Source organism: Emticicia soli (assembly GCF_037860775.1).
GTDB lineage: Bacteria > Bacteroidota > Bacteroidia > Cytophagales > Spirosomataceae > Emticicia > Emticicia soli.
The window spans coordinates 606,439-622,310 of record NZ_JBBEWC010000001.1; the positions used below are offsets into that span (position 1 = coordinate 606,439).

At 39.9% G+C, this 15,872-nt stretch carries 9 protein-coding genes; 6 read left to right on the top strand and 3 right to left on the bottom strand.

The window, feature by feature from the left end:
• Positions 1 to 33: 33 nt before the first annotated feature.
• Genes WAE64_RS02515 through WAE64_RS02525 form a run of 3 tightly spaced genes read right to left on the bottom strand, consistent with a single transcriptional unit; the run spans position 34 to position 5,065 of the window.
• On the bottom strand, positions 34 to 2,811 hold the full coding sequence (locus WAE64_RS02515; RefSeq protein WP_340234181.1) for a family 78 glycoside hydrolase catalytic domain: 2,778 nt from the start codon (positions 2,809 to 2,811) through the stop codon (positions 34 to 36).
• Between the two features lie 27 nt (positions 2,812 to 2,838).
• Positions 2,839 to 3,762 (bottom strand): carboxypeptidase-like regulatory domain-containing protein, encoded by a 924-nt coding sequence (locus WAE64_RS02520; RefSeq protein WP_340234183.1) that lies wholly within the window; start codon positions 3,760 to 3,762, stop codon positions 2,839 to 2,841.
• On the bottom strand, positions 3,746 to 5,065 hold the full coding sequence (locus WAE64_RS02525) for a M14 family zinc carboxypeptidase (protein WP_340234185.1): 1,320 nt from the start codon (positions 5,063 to 5,065) through the stop codon (positions 3,746 to 3,748). Before WAE64_RS02525 ends, WAE64_RS02520 begins: the two co-directional genes overlap by 17 nt.
• Positions 5,066 to 5,329: 264 nt before the next feature.
• Between WAE64_RS02525 and WAE64_RS02530 the strand changes: the two genes are divergently transcribed.
• From WAE64_RS02530 to WAE64_RS02555, 6 genes are all read left to right on the top strand, one after another.
• The gene (locus tag WAE64_RS02530) at positions 5,330 to 5,815 is read left to right on the top strand and encodes a hypothetical protein (protein WP_340234187.1); all 486 of its coding nucleotides are present in this window, start codon (positions 5,330 to 5,332) and stop codon (positions 5,813 to 5,815) included.
• 164 nt (positions 5,816 to 5,979) lie between these two features.
• Positions 5,980 to 7,278, top strand: a complete 1,299-nt coding sequence (locus tag WAE64_RS02535) for a UDP-N-acetylmuramoyl-tripeptide--D-alanyl-D-alanine ligase (protein ID WP_340234191.1) — start codon at positions 5,980 to 5,982, stop codon at positions 7,276 to 7,278.
• Positions 7,279 to 7,419: 141 nt separating this feature from the next.
• Entirely contained in the window at positions 7,420 to 9,537 is a 2,118-nt protein-coding gene (locus tag WAE64_RS02540; RefSeq protein ID WP_340234193.1) for a carboxy terminal-processing peptidase, read from the top strand.
• 213 nt (positions 9,538 to 9,750) lie between these two features.
• Positions 9,751 to 13,008, top strand: a complete 3,258-nt coding sequence (locus WAE64_RS02545) for a SusC/RagA family TonB-linked outer membrane protein (RefSeq protein WP_340234195.1) — start codon at positions 9,751 to 9,753, stop codon at positions 13,006 to 13,008.
• A gap of 15 nt (positions 13,009 to 13,023) precedes the next feature.
• Complete coding sequence (locus WAE64_RS02550) at positions 13,024 to 14,550, top strand: RagB/SusD family nutrient uptake outer membrane protein (RefSeq protein ID WP_340234198.1); 1,527 nt, start codon at positions 13,024 to 13,026, stop codon at positions 14,548 to 14,550.
• Between the two features lie 63 nt (positions 14,551 to 14,613).
• Positions 14,614 to 15,870, top strand: coding sequence for a YdcF family protein (locus WAE64_RS02555; protein WP_340234201.1), 1,257 nt, complete (start codon positions 14,614 to 14,616; stop codon positions 15,868 to 15,870).
• Positions 15,871 to 15,872: the final 2 nt, after the last annotated feature.

Sequence of the window (15,872 nt, forward strand, 5' to 3'; positions counted from 1 at the left end):
TTGAAATAATTTTCGGTTATATCTAAAAATGTTTTATTCCACCGAAAACGCATAATTGCCGCTTAGAACCTCAAAAATAGCTTTGTCTTTTTCTACTTTTACAAAGGTGATACCCGGTATTTTAACTTTAGGTGCTTTATTGCCCGATAAGATTAACTTTTCTGATTCTTTGATAAGTGCAGTGGTTTTGCCCGATAATGGCAATTGAATCTGTGCTGATGTATTGGCCGGAACACTAACTTTCAATACAAATTTTGAACCCTGCCAATTCCAACCAGAGGCTATGGGACCATAGTTTGACTCGTATTTGCCTTCAACCCATTTTAAATCGCCAACGGGCATTGGTGCAATAATAAAATGTTTAAAGCCCGCACTCTGTGGGTCGAGCTTGATACCTGCCAGATAAGAATAAAACCATTCGCCGATAGAACCATAAGCAAAATGGTTTCTAGAATTCATGCCTTCAGGTTTTTCGGTATCAGAGTTCCACAGTTCCCACATGGTAGTTGCGCCTTTCTCAACCATATATCCCCAACTCGGATACGTTTTTTGAGTTGCTACTTTATAAGCTAATTCATGTTCACCTGCTTCACTCAATGTTGGTAAAAGCATTTCGGTAGAAAGAAATCCTGTTGTCAGGTGGTCGTTTTTAGCTCTTACATTAGCTGCAACATTTTGTGCTACAGCCAACTGGTCGGCTGGTTTTGTAATGCCCAGATTCAATGGAATCAGGTTTGCTCCTTGTGTGCTACCTTCGTAGTTTTTGCCTTGTGGGTCAAAATATAACTCATTGTATTTATCGGCTACTTTTTTGGCTACGTCAGCATATTTCTGTGCATCGGCAGTTTTACCAATTATTTTAGCCATTTCAGCCAATAATTTATTCGAATAAAACTGATAGCTGCCACCGATTGGCTTGGTCGGCGATTTTTCAACAGGTACCCAGTCGCCATAGCCATAGAAATCACCTGCCTGAAAGTAATAAATACCGTCCTTTTGTGTATTCGGATGATTATTCATGTATTCTACCCAACGTTTCATGGCCTCATAGTTTTCTTCTATTATGCGTTTATCGCCATAAAACTGGTACATACGATAAGGCACAATCACTACGGCATCGCCCCAGGCTGGTTTAGATGGTCCGCCTACCACAATCTTAGGGTTCACATCATACACATATCCCGATGAATGTTGCGAGTCTGTAATATCTCTTACCCATTTAGCAAAGAAACCATTCATTTGCATGATATAACTTGCCGTTGGCGCAAATATCTGTGCATCGCCCATCCAGCCCAGGCGTTCGTCTCTTTGTGGACAGTCAGTTGGCACGCTATGCATATTACCACGTTGCCCCCATGTAATATTCTTATAAATGCTATTAAGTAAATCGTTAGAAGTAGTAAAGCTGCCTGTAAATGGTACTTTATTATGAATTACCTTTGCTACAAGCGTGTTTTCGTCTGGTTTTTTAGATAAACCCTCTACTTCTACATAGCGAAAACCATGATACGTGAATTTAGGCTCCCATTCTTCTACTCCATAACCTTTCAGAATATACTTATCTGTCGGTCTTATGCTGCGCAGATTCGCCTGGTCTACCAAACCTTTATCGGTTAAGAGCTCGGCGAATTTCATTTCAATTTCTTTACCTGCTTTTCCTTCTACTTTCAGGTGTGTAAAACCAACCAGGTTCTGCCCAAAGTCGAACAAGTATCGTCCTTTGCGGGGTTCAGTAATTTTTACAGCTTTTAACTCTTGAATCGTCTGAATTTGCGGAGCAACAGAAGAAATTAACTTAATATTCTTGGTACTGAATGTTTCGGCTTCATCATTCTTGTTATCTTCCGGTTTCGGGCCGAATAAGCTCGTTTTATTTTCAGCGTCATCAAGTATGCTTGCATTTTCCCAGTCTTTGCCGTATTCTAAACGCCCATCGTACACCTCGCCATTATAAAGCGAGTTTGATACAATAGGAGAGAGGCGGGTTTTCCAGCTGCCGTCTGATATTACCGTTTGGCGAGTGCCATCATAAAACTCTAATTCCATCTGAAACAGCAAGCGGCACGGGCCTTCGCTATAAGCAAATTTACCACCGCCCCAACCAAGGCCACTACTCCACCAGCCATTGCCTAGTGTAGCTGTTATAAAATTTGTTCCGATTGTCAGGTCTTCGCCATCAATTTCATAGGTCTGGTAATGAACAGTTTTTAGATAATTAGTCCAACCGGGAGTCAGAAAATCTTGTCCTACTTTTTTTCCATTGAAAACTAAATGATAAGCACCTAAGCCGGTTACATAAATGCGTGCTCTTACAGCTCTTTTGGCTAGCTGAAACTCTTTTTGTAATTCAACCGATTTTGGTGGTTTGCCTTCTGTACCTTTTTTGCCAATCCAATGTGCCGACCAATCATCGGTTTGTAAAAGGCCCATTTCCCACCATGCATTGGCACTATAAGTAGTTGGTTTGTTTTTTTCGTTCCAGATTTTTACTTTCCAGAAATATCTTTTGCGAGACTCCAGCGGTTTTCCGGCATAAGTAACCCATAAAGATTGGTCTGATTTCACCATGCCTGAATTCCAAAGATTACCATTATCTTTTTTCAGGTTTTCTTCTGTATCGGCTACCAAAATCTGATACGCAGTTTGTTTGGCGCCCCGTGTAGTAGCAGTAATTTGCCACGATAAACGAGGTTTAGGCGTCTCAAGCCCTAGCGGATTGTCAAAATATTCGCAGCGAAGTTTTTCAATACTTTGGGCGTGGGCAATGTTAATAAGGAATAGACTTAAAAGAGAAAAAATAAGTTTCTTCATGGGCATTGTAATCTATTGTATTGGATATTAAAATCTGAACCTACCTTTAAAGCGGTCAAGGCATCTGAAAACCTCAAGCGTAAGGTCATAATCATTGGCAGTGAGTACAAAGTTATCGGGTAAATTACAAAACTTCATAAAGTCTTTTAATTCCTGCCCTTTCAATTTGGTTACATAAGATACATATTCAGCGCTATAACGATATTCTACCAGCAGTTTGCGGAGGTCTTCTTGTTTCATGGCTTCCAGCTTGCGTCGGGTTTTACCTTCCTTACTAAAAAGCTGATATAAGCCATCTATCGAAATACCAATGCCTGCGCCGGGAGTAGATGTATTGGTATTAATGAGGTTAGAAATATCTTTCCACTTCAATTTAGTAGAAGCCTCTGGGGCTGACAATAGTTCGTCAATCTGTTTTCTGACTACCTCTAAACGTCTGTCTTTTACAGTTACTTCTTGTAGCACAATGGCATCTTGTGGCATTTCTAAAACGGGCTCCATAGTAACGCCGTCCCAAGCTATGCCAACATTTTTATAACCAACAGAAGAGATTTTAATTGAATCGCCTTTTGATGCTTTTACCAGAAAATTACCGTTATCGCTGGTGCGGGTTATTTGCTTTGTGTTTTTATTAACAACCGTAGCTGATGGAATGCCTTGCTTAGTAACTTTATCGATGGCTTTGCCTAACACATAGGTTTGTTGGGCAAAAACCGAGGTGTTTGGTAGAAGAAGAAATAGAAAAGAGATTAAGAGATGAGTTTTAAGAAGTCTTTGTAATAATAACCCCACACCCCAACCCCTCTCCCCAACAGTGGGGAGAGGGGCTAATGTTCCCTTCCCCATTGTTGGGGAAGGGTTAGGGATGGGGTCTTTTTCTATTAAAGTTAAAATATCTAATATCCCCATCCAACTGGCTTTGCCAGATATGTTACTACTTAATTTGTCCATTCAGAATTACGTATTTAACTTCGTTACCCTTTGCTAATACAAAGTTTGCTTGCTCGTCCAGATTTATGTCTTTATCCTGAATAACTTCTTTTGATAATGCATGGGCTTTTATTAAATCAGGAAAATCGACCAGAGGTCTTACTTGTAGTCCTGTAGCATCAATCTCTTTAATGCCCCAGAAAGTAGAAAGGTCGCCCATCTCTTCAATAACGCTCTTTATGGTAAAACCTGTGGCATTTTTCGTGTTTTTTTCAATCAGGTCAATACCAATATCTTTTATCACTATTTTTCCTTTATAATCAAACGCTGCGTTGCGAATCAACACATCGAATAGATAGCGTTCGTTATTTGGTAAGGCTTCATAAGTAGCCAGTGTATAATTGGTATAAGATTTTTCGGCAATGCTCTGTAAGCCTGTCAGAATAGCCACAAAATTCAGTTTTCTGATAAATTGCTTCTCTACATCATCTTTATACCCGCCCGATTCAATCAAAATAAGACTACTACCCCATTTAGCTACATTGTCGCCAAAAGCACGGGGTTCGTGTTCATCATTCCAACGCCCCAGATGCCCCGGAATAAAGTTTTGCAAAGCCTCACTCATGCTGCATATTACCTGCATAGCACGTGTGCGGGTAGGATTCCAGCTTCTTTCAACATCAAACGACGTAGCTAAGAACGAAACCGTTGCCTGCTTACCACTTTTACCTGCGCTATAACGGGTGTTTTTATCATGAAGATTAAACGAAAACTCAGGTTTTAGGTCGTCTTGTAGCTTCTTTAGTAAGGCTCCTTCTGGGGTCTGAAAACGTAAAGCATCACGATTCATGTCTATTTCGGTAGCTGTGCGTCGTTGGTAGCGTTCTGCGCCATCGGGGTTCAGCATCGGCACAAAATATAGGGTTGTGTTAGCCAATATACTTTGTCGGAGTTCATCAAAACCATCGTTTTTAGCCTGAAAAAAACGAAAAATATCGAGCAGCGCCATTGTAGCAGTAGGCTCGTCGCCATGCATTTGTGACCACAAAAGCACCTTTATAGGGCCATTGCCTAGTTTTATCTGGTATAGGTCTCGGCCTTCAAAAGACTTTCCTGCTACCTGCTTTTCGAAGGGTAACTTCTGAATTAAAGGTACAAGGTCTTTATGTTTGAAACGGCGATGTGTAATGGCTGTTTCTTTATAAGTATCGTATTTATCGAATAAGGATTTTGAAAAATCGGGTGTTTGCGCAACTAATGACATACTAGCTAGAATAAAATAAACTGTAGCAACAAAGGTAAGGCGTTTGTGAAGAAGAACCATAAATTCAATATTTTATTGAGTGTTAGAACAAAAATAGGATTTATTTCAAGAATATGCTTACCCACAAGTGAAAACGAATAAGTATTTAGCATGATGTATATAACTTTACGGTATTATATTTTTAACTTTAATAGCCCATTGAAAATGCTAGCAAGTACTAAATAATCAAAGAGTTCTCTAAGTTTTTCAAAAGGGCTTCCAACTACTTGGCAAAAAAAAGAATCATTCATAGAAATAAGTATAAAACTAATTTTGAAATTGATTATGAGAACTATCAGACCAGTATTAGCCTGTTTGGTGGTGCTATTTGCCTTGGCCTCTTGTAAATCAAAAGAAACAGCGCCGACTCCTGATAAAAATAAAATAGCTTTTGAAGTAAGCGAGGCCGAGTATGTACGAATAATTAATGCTCGTGCTACTGAAACCCGCACTTTTGAGATAAAAGATATAAAAAGAGAAAATAATATTCTGAAAATATGGGTGAAGGGCGGTTGCGATAAAAATAACTATACAGTAGTATGGGACGGCCTAATGCGGAAATCTTACCCGCTTACAATTTTTCTGGTAGTGAAGTTCGACAGGAGCATTGGCATGGAATGCATGGCCGAGCTAGACCATGTGTTGGAAATAGACCTAAAAGAAAAACTCGGAGAATTTTATGAAAACAATGAGTTTTACATCCAGTTATCAAATGGCTCAAAGGTATTTGATAAAGTCATAGACCCTAAGGGAATAGTAAGCAATAAATAAACATCATGTTTTTTGTTAATAAGAACAAGGGCCTCCGAGATTTCGGAGGTTTTTTGTTTTAAATGAAGCTAATAAAAGAAAAGAGTTAGCTTATAAGCACTTTTTGAAGTTTAACGCTAAATTTACCGGAAATTAAAATTCTGAAAAAAGACAAGATAAAAGCAATGTCAATAGCTGAAATATACGAGAAGTTTAAGACCTGTACTGGAGTTTCGACCGATACACGTAAGATTGATGAGGGAGTAATGTTTTTTGCATTGAAAGGCGATAAATTCAATGCCAACGAGTTTGCCAAAGAAGCACTTGAAAAAGGAGCTAAATATGTAGTAATTGATGAAGCTCGATATGCGGTTGATGATGCTTGTATTTTGGTTAGCGATGTGCTTTATACGCTGCAAAAACTGGCGAATTATCACCGTCAGCAATTTGATATTCCTTTTATAGGCTTAACCGGTTCTAATGGCAAAACCACCTCGAAAGAGCTTGTAGCAACGGTTTTATCTAAAAAATATAAAACATACTACACCAAAGGTAACCTAAATAATCACATTGGCGTACCGCTTACGCTTTTGGGGCTTGATGATACTTATGAGATTGCAGTAGTAGAAATGGGAGCGAATCATCAGGGCGAAATAAGAGATTTATGTAATATATGTGAGCCTACACATGGGTTTATTACCAATGTTGGTAAGGCGCACCTCGAAGGCTTTGGTGGGGTAGAAGGTGTAAAGAAAGGCAAAGGCGAACTCTATGATTTTCTGGTAAAATCAGGCGGAACTGTTTTTGTAAATGCCAAAAACGAGAGTTTACTTGAAATGGCAAAAAGCCGGGCATTTATAAACAAAGTAGAATACCTCAAAGATAATAAAGTTGTGATGGTGATAGACTCGCCAACGGTAGTATTCTCTACACAAGCGCCTAATCTTGACCCTCAAAATTATACTACTCACTTACCTGGTTGGTATAATTTTGAAAATATTGCGGCAGCCATAGCTATCGGTAATTTCTTTGGTGTATCTATTGAAGATGCATCTGAGGCAGTTAGTGCATATAATCCTGACAATAATCGTTCGCAGATTATCCAGAAGGGTACCAATAGTATTTTATTAGATGCCTATAATGCCAATCCATCATCTATGTCGGCAGCTATTCAGAACTTTATTAACCTGAAGACAGATAAGCAAAAAATAGTGATTCTGGGCGATATGTTAGAGCTGGGCGATGAAGCTCCGGCCGAACATAAAGCTATTGGCGAACTGGTAGCGAAAGGCGATTTTGATTTGGTAGTTCTGGCCGGAAAACTGATGGCCTCAGCCCTTGACCCGCTCCCGAAAGCCTATTATTTTCCTGATAAATTTTCTTTACATAATTGGTTGCTAGACAAGCAAATACAAAATGCATTTGTGCTTATTAAGGGGTCTCGTGGTATGGGGCTTGAGAGCACACTCCAATGTTTTCAGTAACATTTATAACGAAAAAAGTCCTTTTATCAATTTTCGACAATTAATGGAAATTTATTTGTTAATTTTTCGTTATAAAATGGATTGATTTTTGAGTCATGGAAATTTATTTAAAATAACTTTAACCAGAGGAGATTATAGTATATGAGAAAGCCGCATATTTTGTCTTTAGCTCTTTCAGGTGTTATCATCGGTTCTGTGTTTATGGCGGCAATGCCCATAAATAACGACCCACCTACCAAAAACGAAACTATCCTGCGTACAGTAGGCGCCATGCTCGAACAAGGGCATTATAGTCCGAAAAAAATAGATGATGCATTCTCTAAAGAAATATTTGCCGAATATCTTAAACGAATAGACCCTAGTAAAAGGATTCTATTAGAGAAAGACATAAACAAGCTCCGTAAATACGAAACCAAAATTGATGATGAGGTTCATGGAGCACCTTTAGATTTCTTCAAAGCCTTAGACGAAATCTACAAAGAACGTCTTGTAGAAGTAGAAGATATTTATAAACAGACAATTGATAAACCGTTTACGTTTGATAAAGACGAAAATATAGAGCTTGATTGGGATAAAGTAGATTTTGCTTCAAATGAAGCTGATAGAAAAGACCGTTGGAGAAAATACCTGAAATGGCAAACCCTTGAAAGATACAACGACTTGCTTGACCAACAAGAAAAAGGAAAAGATAAAGAAGGTTATGTAGCCAAAACTAACGAAGCACTTGAAAAAGAAGCCCGTGAGAAAGTAAAAAAAGCTATGGATAAGTATTTTGACCGACTGAAAAACAAATTTGATGAAAATCAAAGGTTTGCTATGTTGGTTAATACTATTACAAACCAGATGGACCCTCACACGGATTTTTTCCCACCGGTAGAGAAACGCTCTTTTGATGAAAGATTAAGTGGCCGTTTCTTCGGAATTGGTGCTTTGTTGATGCAAGAAGATGATAAAATAAAAATCAGAAGTGTAACCACCGGAGGACCTGCCTGGAAATCGGGTGAGGTTCATGACAATGATATTATTTTAAAAGTAGCACAAGGCTCAGGCGAGCCAGAAGACATTACTGGTTTTACTACTGATGATGCTGTAAAAGTGATTCGTGGAGCAGAAGGCTCTGAGGTAAGACTGACACTTCGCAAGCCTGACGGTACACAAAAAGTAGTGTCGCTTATCCGTGCAGAATTGAAACTGGATGAAACTTTTGCCAGAAGCGTAATCATCAACTCAGGAAAAAATAAAATCGGGTTGATTGATTTACCTGCTTTCTATGCCGACTTCCAACGTCCACAAGCAGCTCGTTGCTCAAAAGACGTAGCAAAAGAAGTAGAGAAACTGAAAGCGGAAGGCGTAGATGGTATTATCTTAGATATTCGTGATAATGGTGGTGGTAGTTTACAAGAAGTTGTAAACATGGTGGGCTTGTTTATCAAAACAGGGCCAGTAGTGCAAATCCGTGACCGTGCCGGGCGTCCTTCTCAAATGGGTGACAACGATCCATCAGTTCTATACGATGGCCCGCTGGTAGTGATGGTAAACGAGCGCAGTGCATCTGCTTCTGAAATCTTTGCTTCGGCTATTCAGGATTATAAACGTGGTGTAGTAGTTGGTTCGTCTTCAACATTTGGTAAAGGTACGGTACAAAGAGCGTTTCCGGTTGGGGGTGCAGGCAATGGTAGTGGCGCAGGTGATTTAGGTGCAGTACACCTTACTTTACAAAAGTACTACCGTGTGAATGGCGGTGCTACACAACTGAAAGGTGTTGAGTCTGACATTGTGTTGACGGGTGTGTACGAAGCCTACAAAATGCGTGAAAAAGATTCGCCGAATGCCTTAATCTGGGACGAAATGCCTAAGGCTTCTTATCAGACATGGCAAGCGGCTCCTGATTTGAACTTGTTACAGCAAAAGAGCAAAGACCGTCTTTCGGCTAATAATGTTTTCAAACAAATAGAAGACAACACCAATATTTTAGCTGATAACCGTAAAACTTCTCGCTCACTTGAATTGCAGAAATATAAAGTACAATTGAAAGAGATAAAAGATGTATCAGGCAAAGTACGTGACCTGACGAAACTTAAAGACGATTTATCGGTTAATAACCTTGCAGGTGATTTAACCGTAATTAATTCGGATACCTTGAAAAAAGACCGTAATGATTTCTGGGTTAAGTATCTTAAAAAAGATGTTTACCTAAATGAAACCATTAATGTGATGGACGACGTGATTCAACAAAAAGGAATGGCGGTTAAAAACTAAGCCGTCTACGTATATATATTGTTAAAATATTGCTAAAAAAATGGGCTGTCCAACAAGACAGCCTATTTTTTTTGAGCAACCGTAAACATCGGCATTTGTTTCACTATAACTGTGGCATTTTTCACTTATTAACAATTTGGTTACAATAAGGTGCTCTAGGAGTAATACCCGCTATCTTTTTTTGCGGTAAAATTATTCTAAAGAAAGTTATCAATGAAAAAACAAGTACTGAAATCAGTTCTCAAAATGCTGGCGTGCCTCGTATTATTTGCATGCTACGCATTACCTGCCGCCGCACAAGGCCGCCAGGTGAAAGGTAAAGTTACAGAGGAAGCAACAGGGCAACCACTACCAGGTGCAACTGTTCAGGTAAAAGGAACAAGAGTGGCAGCGCTAAGTGATGCAAAAGGTGAATTTACGTTGAATGTTCCTGCAGAAGCAACTACGCTTGTAATTTCATTCATAGGCTTACAAACCCTTGAAGTGCCAGTTAGTGCGAATGTAAATGTTGCACTGAAAAACGATGAGCAAACACTACAAGAGGTGGTTGTGGTTGGTTACCAAACAATGCGTAAGAGTGATATCACAGGTGCTATTGCCAGTGTAAAAGCAAGCGAGTTGAACATCACAACGCCAACAGTTGGCCAGGCATTGGTAGGTAAAGTAGCAGGTGTGCAAATCTCGCAGGTGAGTGGTGCTCCTTACAATACTACAAAAATTCGCGTGCGTGGTACCAGTTCAATCAACGCAAGTTCAGACCCACTATATGTAATTGATGGCTATCCTGCTAACGGAGACTTATTCCTTAACATGGAAGACATCGAGTCTGTTGAGATTCTGAAAGATGCGGCCTCAGCTGCAATTTACGGTTCAAGAGCATCAGGTGGGGTGGTTTTGATTACTACTAAAAGAGGAAAAGAAGGGAAAATGTCGGTAACTTATGATTACCAGTTTGGTGTTAACCAACTTGCCCGCAAAGTAGATGTATTGAACGCAGAACAATTCTTTGATCTTTTTGTAGATGCGCACAACAAGACCTACAAAGACATCATGACAACGCAAGGTAAAGTTTGGTCTGACGATTATTTAAGAGACGATAACCTTACCCGTACAACTCGTACAAATAACGTAAATGCAAACACAATCAGAATTCCTGAGTATATGTACGATTTTGCCTCGGGTACAATCAAAAAACCACAATATAATACTGATTGGCAAGATGAGCTTTACCGCAATGCCGGAAACCACAGACATAATTTATCGATAGCCGGTGGACGTAATGGCGTGCGTTATGCTGTTTCGGGCGGTTATCAAAACCAGGATGGTATCATGCGTAATACCGATATGGTAAAGTACAACTTGCGTTCGAATATTGATGTTGATGTTTCGAAAAGAATCACAATAGGTGCTAATGTTGCTTATACAGATACAAAAAGCAACGAAGTAACTGAAGGCCGTTTCAACCAAAGCCCGGTGATGGCAGCTTTAATTTACCTGCCATTCCTTAAAGCCTATAATGCAGATGGTACTTTGGCGCAATACGAAATGTCGTCACAATCGGCTGACTACGCTTTCCAGAGTGACATTGAAAACCCAATGGCATACACGCAAATGGTAAAAAACTTCCGTAAAACAACTAGAACAACTTTCAACGTTTACGGACAGTACAAAATATTGGATGCCTTGACAGCTAAATTGTCGTTTGGTACTTACAACTTCACAAACAACTGGGAGTATTATCGCCCAACAAGTATTACATCAGGTGTTAATGCGCCATTCTCTCCGCAGGCTATTACTGCAGCCAATGCACAAAATACACGTGTAGACGAAAGAGATTACTTGACAGAGTTTACATTGAACTATAACAAAAGACTTAAAGACTTTAGTATAAGCGGAGTACTGGGTGCATCTTCTCAATCTCGTATTACTGATGTGATTGCAGTAACAGCTAACGGGTTTACTGATGACAAAGTACCTTATATTACAGGTGGTGGTTCTGACCCTGCAAACTTCACAAGAGGTGGTGGTACGGGTATTACCCAACAAGCAATGAGCTCTGGTTTTGGTCGCTTTAATGCAAATTACCTGGACCGTTATCATATCACAGCTACTTTCCGTGGTGATGGTTCTTCGTTATTTGGTCCTAAAAACCGTTGGGCATATTTCCCTTCTATCTCTGGTGGTTGGACAATCTCAGATGAGGCATTTTACAAAAACCTAGTGGGCGAAAGAACTTCATTGAAGTTCCGTGCCAGTTGGGGTGTGAGTGGTAACAACGGTATTGGTGCATACAACTACCAACAAGTAATGGGTAGAACAGGTACTGCTATTGGTAATAGTGTACAAACCGCCTTATTCCCGGGTGCTTTCCGTGACGATAAATTGGGTTGGGAATCAACTTCACAAACCAATATTGGTCTTGACTTAGGCTTGTTCAATGGTCGTCTACAAGTTATTGCTAACTACTACGATAGCTACACGTATAACCTTTTGTTCTCAAAATCAATTACGGCGGTATCAGGTTCTACTACTATGCTAACCAATTTACCTGATTCAAAAATCAATAACCGTGGTTTCGACCTTCAGTTAGATGGTGTTGTGTTATCTTCTAAAGATTATGAAGTACGTGCTAGTGGAAATATCTCTGCCAACCGCAATAAAGTATTGAACCTTGGTGGAAACTCAACCATTCTTTCTCGTGGTGCTGAACGTGGTTACGATACCCACATCACAATGGAAGGCCAGCCAATTGGTATGTTCTACGGCTTCCAGGTAGCAGGTATGGTAAAAACACAGGAAGAAGCAAATGCTATTAATAATAACCCTGATGTGCACGATGCTATTCCTGCTCGCTCTGCAGCACAAAGTACAAAAATTCAACCCGGCGACCTTCTATTTGTAGATACCAATAAAGATGGTATTGTTAACGACCTTGACAAAACAATCATCGGTAATCCTCATCCTGATTTCATTTATGCCTTCAACCTTTCGGGACGTTATAAGAAATTTGACCTTTCAATCTCTGCAAACGGTTCACAAGGTAACCAAGTACTTGATGGGCAGAACTACTATAACCTAAACATGGAAGGCTCAGGTAACCAATATGCTGTTGTAGACCAACGTTTCCGTACACCTGAAAACCCAGGTAATGGCGAAATCTATCGTGCAGCACGTGGTGGTACACAAAGTAACAGTACACGTTTGTCGACATTCTATTTAAGCGATGGTTCATTCTTCCGTATCACCAACATAACGCTTGGTTATAACTGGAACACAGCAGTACTTACGAAGAACACAATCTCAAACGTACGTATCTACGCTTCGTCTGACAATGTTTTCACTGCACAAAAATACAGAGGCTATAACCCTGAAGTAGATTATGGCAACGGATCGAACTTGACTCCGGGTGTAGATTACGGTAAATATCCATTGATGAGGTCATTCAATGTTGGGGTAAAAGTTCAATTCTAATAACAAGTTTCGATCATGAAAAAAATTAGCATATTATTCATATTAGTTGCATTGGGTGTTTCGTCATGCAGCGATTACCTGGAAATTGAGAATCCAAACTCAATTACCAGCGATAAATATTTCTCTTCAGAAATAGATGTTCAAAAAGCAGTAGCAGGTGTTTATAACGCCATCAGAAGCAACAGTTGTATTGGTGAAACGAGTGATTTGTATAACGAAGAACGCTCTGATAACGCAGGCCGTACAGATAACCAGTCGGCAGCAGGCACACCTTTCCAGTTTACTAACTTTACGTTGGTACCTACTAACCCTGAGTTGACAGGCCATTGGAATGCACTATATACAGTGGTATCACGTGCAAACTATGTATTGACAAACGTTGACAACCAGGCAATCAGATTCACCGACGAGAAGAATCGTGCCATCTACAAATCAGAAGCACTTTTCCTTCGTGCTTTGGCTTATTTCCATTTGGTACGCAAATGGGGAGATGTGCCTATGGTAACTAAATTTGTTACGTCGTATGACGAAATCCTGGCCAGCACATACAGAGTTGAAAAAGGACTTGTTTACCAACAAATTGCCGACGACCTTACCAATGCTTTGAATTCAGATTTGCCGAATATTCAACCTGCAGCAAACAAAGGCCGTGCATGTAAAGCAGCAATCAACGGTTTACTCGGACAAGTTTATTTAACAATGGGATCTGTTTTAGCAGATAACAAACAAGCCAACTTCACAAAAGCTAAGCAATACCTTGAGGCTGCTTATGCCATGAGAAGCTTTGGTCAATTGTCTGAAATTCCTTACGCTGATGTATTTGATGTAACGAAAAAGAATACTAACCCTGAGATTATTTTCCAGATTGTTTACAGACAAGGCGACCAGAATTATTTCTCAAACGTTGCTTATCGTAATCAGTCAATCGGTGAGACCATCAACTCCAGAAGACCATCAACGGGCCGTGGTTTCTTTGTGAATCCTGATGTAGTAAATGAATACGAAGCAGGAGACATCAGAAAAGATTTCTCTGTAAAATGGGCAGACCATGCTAGTGCAAAAGCATGGTTTGTTACCAAATACCGTGATGCAAGTGAAACAGCCGGAGCAAATGGCTGGGGTGGTAACGATTATATTTTAATGAGATATGCAGATATTATCTTGATGCTTGCCGAAGTAAACGAAAGATTAGGAAACACAGCAGAAGCCATCAGCTTCCTGAACCAAGCCCGTAAACGTGCCGGACTACCAGATTATGAAGTATCTGATGCTGCTTACAAAGCTAAATACCCTACTTTGAAACTGGCAATTTTACACGAACGCAGATCTGAGCTTGCATTTGAAAACCACAGGTTATTCGATTTGCTTCGTGCATTTGGTGATAATCCTCAAGGATTCGTGAGCCATTTCAAAGCTAAAAATCCGGCTGATTTTGGTATTTCTGATTTGAACAACGTATCAACAAAAGACATTTACTTCCCGATTCCGTTTGACGAACAAAAACTCGATCCTGAGAAAATGTATCAGAACCCGGGATATTGATTTTAATTTAAAAGGGTAATGCGCAACCAGCATTACCCTTTTTACTTTTAATACCATGTAAAAATGAAAACAAAAATATTATACCCTCTCTTTGCCACTATACTATTTGTAATGAATGCAGCAGGGCAGGGGTACGACAAAAACTATCGCTTGTTATCTTCCGGCGATTTAGTGGTAGATAAAAACTTCTACCTGATTACAGTTATTGAAAAAACACCTGAAGTAAAAACAATACTAACAGGCAATGCAACTTTGAAAAGCTTTCTGCAGAAGAAAGTAGAGGTTCTGAAAGCCCATGTTACAGATACATGTTCTGCTCCTATGTCTTTACTGGGTGATTTCTTCTGGCAACAAGATACAGCAGCACTTGTTAAAGAACTAAGCTCGGTTTATAAAGCCAATAAAAAAGCTTTCGATAAAATGATTGACGGGCATTTACGTCCTTCGGGCTATTATCAGCGTTTTGTGGGCTTATCAAACGATGTTTTACTTGCCAAAGCCTGGAACCAGTGCTTTTATGGTATGGACTATATTATCAATCAGTATGGTATTGGTAAAAAAATGAGATACCCACACATCGACTCGGCAAGTTATAGAGTAAACACCCGCTCTTATCGTATCATGCTGAAAGACCTTGTAACATCACTTGACGAAATCAGTAACGAATTTGATGTATTCTATAAGCCTTCGTTAGCCATAGCTATGCAGTTAATGCAGGCAAACGACCGTGATGAGCCGGCACGTCTTGAACCACTAGAGCATGGCATTAACAAAGCTGCTTATGAACAAATTCAAAAAACCGATTGGAAGAAATACAAATACGCTGCCATTGTGCTTCCGGGAGCAGGGCCTGAGTTAATGATACCAATCGGCCATGCCGGAAAAATACATTGCGATGTGGCTGCCCGTAGATATTTGGCAGGCGATGCCCCTTTCATTATCCCCTCAGGTGGATACTGTTATCCGTTCAAAACTCCTTATAACGAGGCTGAGGAAATGAAAAAATACCTGATGGAGAAATATAATATTCCGGCCTCGGCTATTATTGCCGAGCCACAGGCAAGACACACTACTACCAATATCCGTAATGCCGTTCGCCTGATGATTCGTTATGGTGTGCCTGTTGATATGCCCTCTTTGTTTGTTACCTCTGTTTCGCAAACAAAATATTCGGCTGCCCCTAGTTTCGATGCCCGCAATATGCGCGAGCTTGGTTATACGCCTTATACTGGTAAAAAACAATTGTCAAACCACTCAATTGAGTTTTATCCGGTAATTGAGTGTTTGCACATGGATCCTTTCGATCCGCTTGATCCTTAGTA

Bases quoted from the DNA above. Each gene is read 5' to 3' on its own strand.
- WAE64_RS02515 (WP_340234181.1), bottom strand. From the start codon at position 2,811: ATGAAGAAACTTATTTTTTCTCTTTTAAGTCTATTCCTTATTAACATT.
- WAE64_RS02520 (WP_340234183.1), bottom strand. From the start codon at position 3,762: ATGGACAAATTAAGTAGTAACATATCTGGCAAAGCCAGTTGGATGGGG.
- WAE64_RS02525 (WP_340234185.1), bottom strand. From the start codon at position 5,065: ATGGTTCTTCTTCACAAACGCCTTACCTTTGTTGCTACAGTTTATTTT.
- WAE64_RS02530 (WP_340234187.1), top strand. From the start codon at position 5,330: ATGAGAACTATCAGACCAGTATTAGCCTGTTTGGTGGTGCTATTTGCC.
- WAE64_RS02535 (WP_340234191.1), top strand. From the start codon at position 5,980: ATGTCAATAGCTGAAATATACGAGAAGTTTAAGACCTGTACTGGAGTT.
- WAE64_RS02540 (WP_340234193.1), top strand. From the start codon at position 7,420: ATGAGAAAGCCGCATATTTTGTCTTTAGCTCTTTCAGGTGTTATCATC.
- WAE64_RS02545 (WP_340234195.1), top strand. From the start codon at position 9,751: ATGAAAAAACAAGTACTGAAATCAGTTCTCAAAATGCTGGCGTGCCTC.
- WAE64_RS02550 (WP_340234198.1), top strand. From the start codon at position 13,024: ATGAAAAAAATTAGCATATTATTCATATTAGTTGCATTGGGTGTTTCG.
- WAE64_RS02555 (WP_340234201.1), top strand. From the start codon at position 14,614: ATGAAAACAAAAATATTATACCCTCTCTTTGCCACTATACTATTTGTA.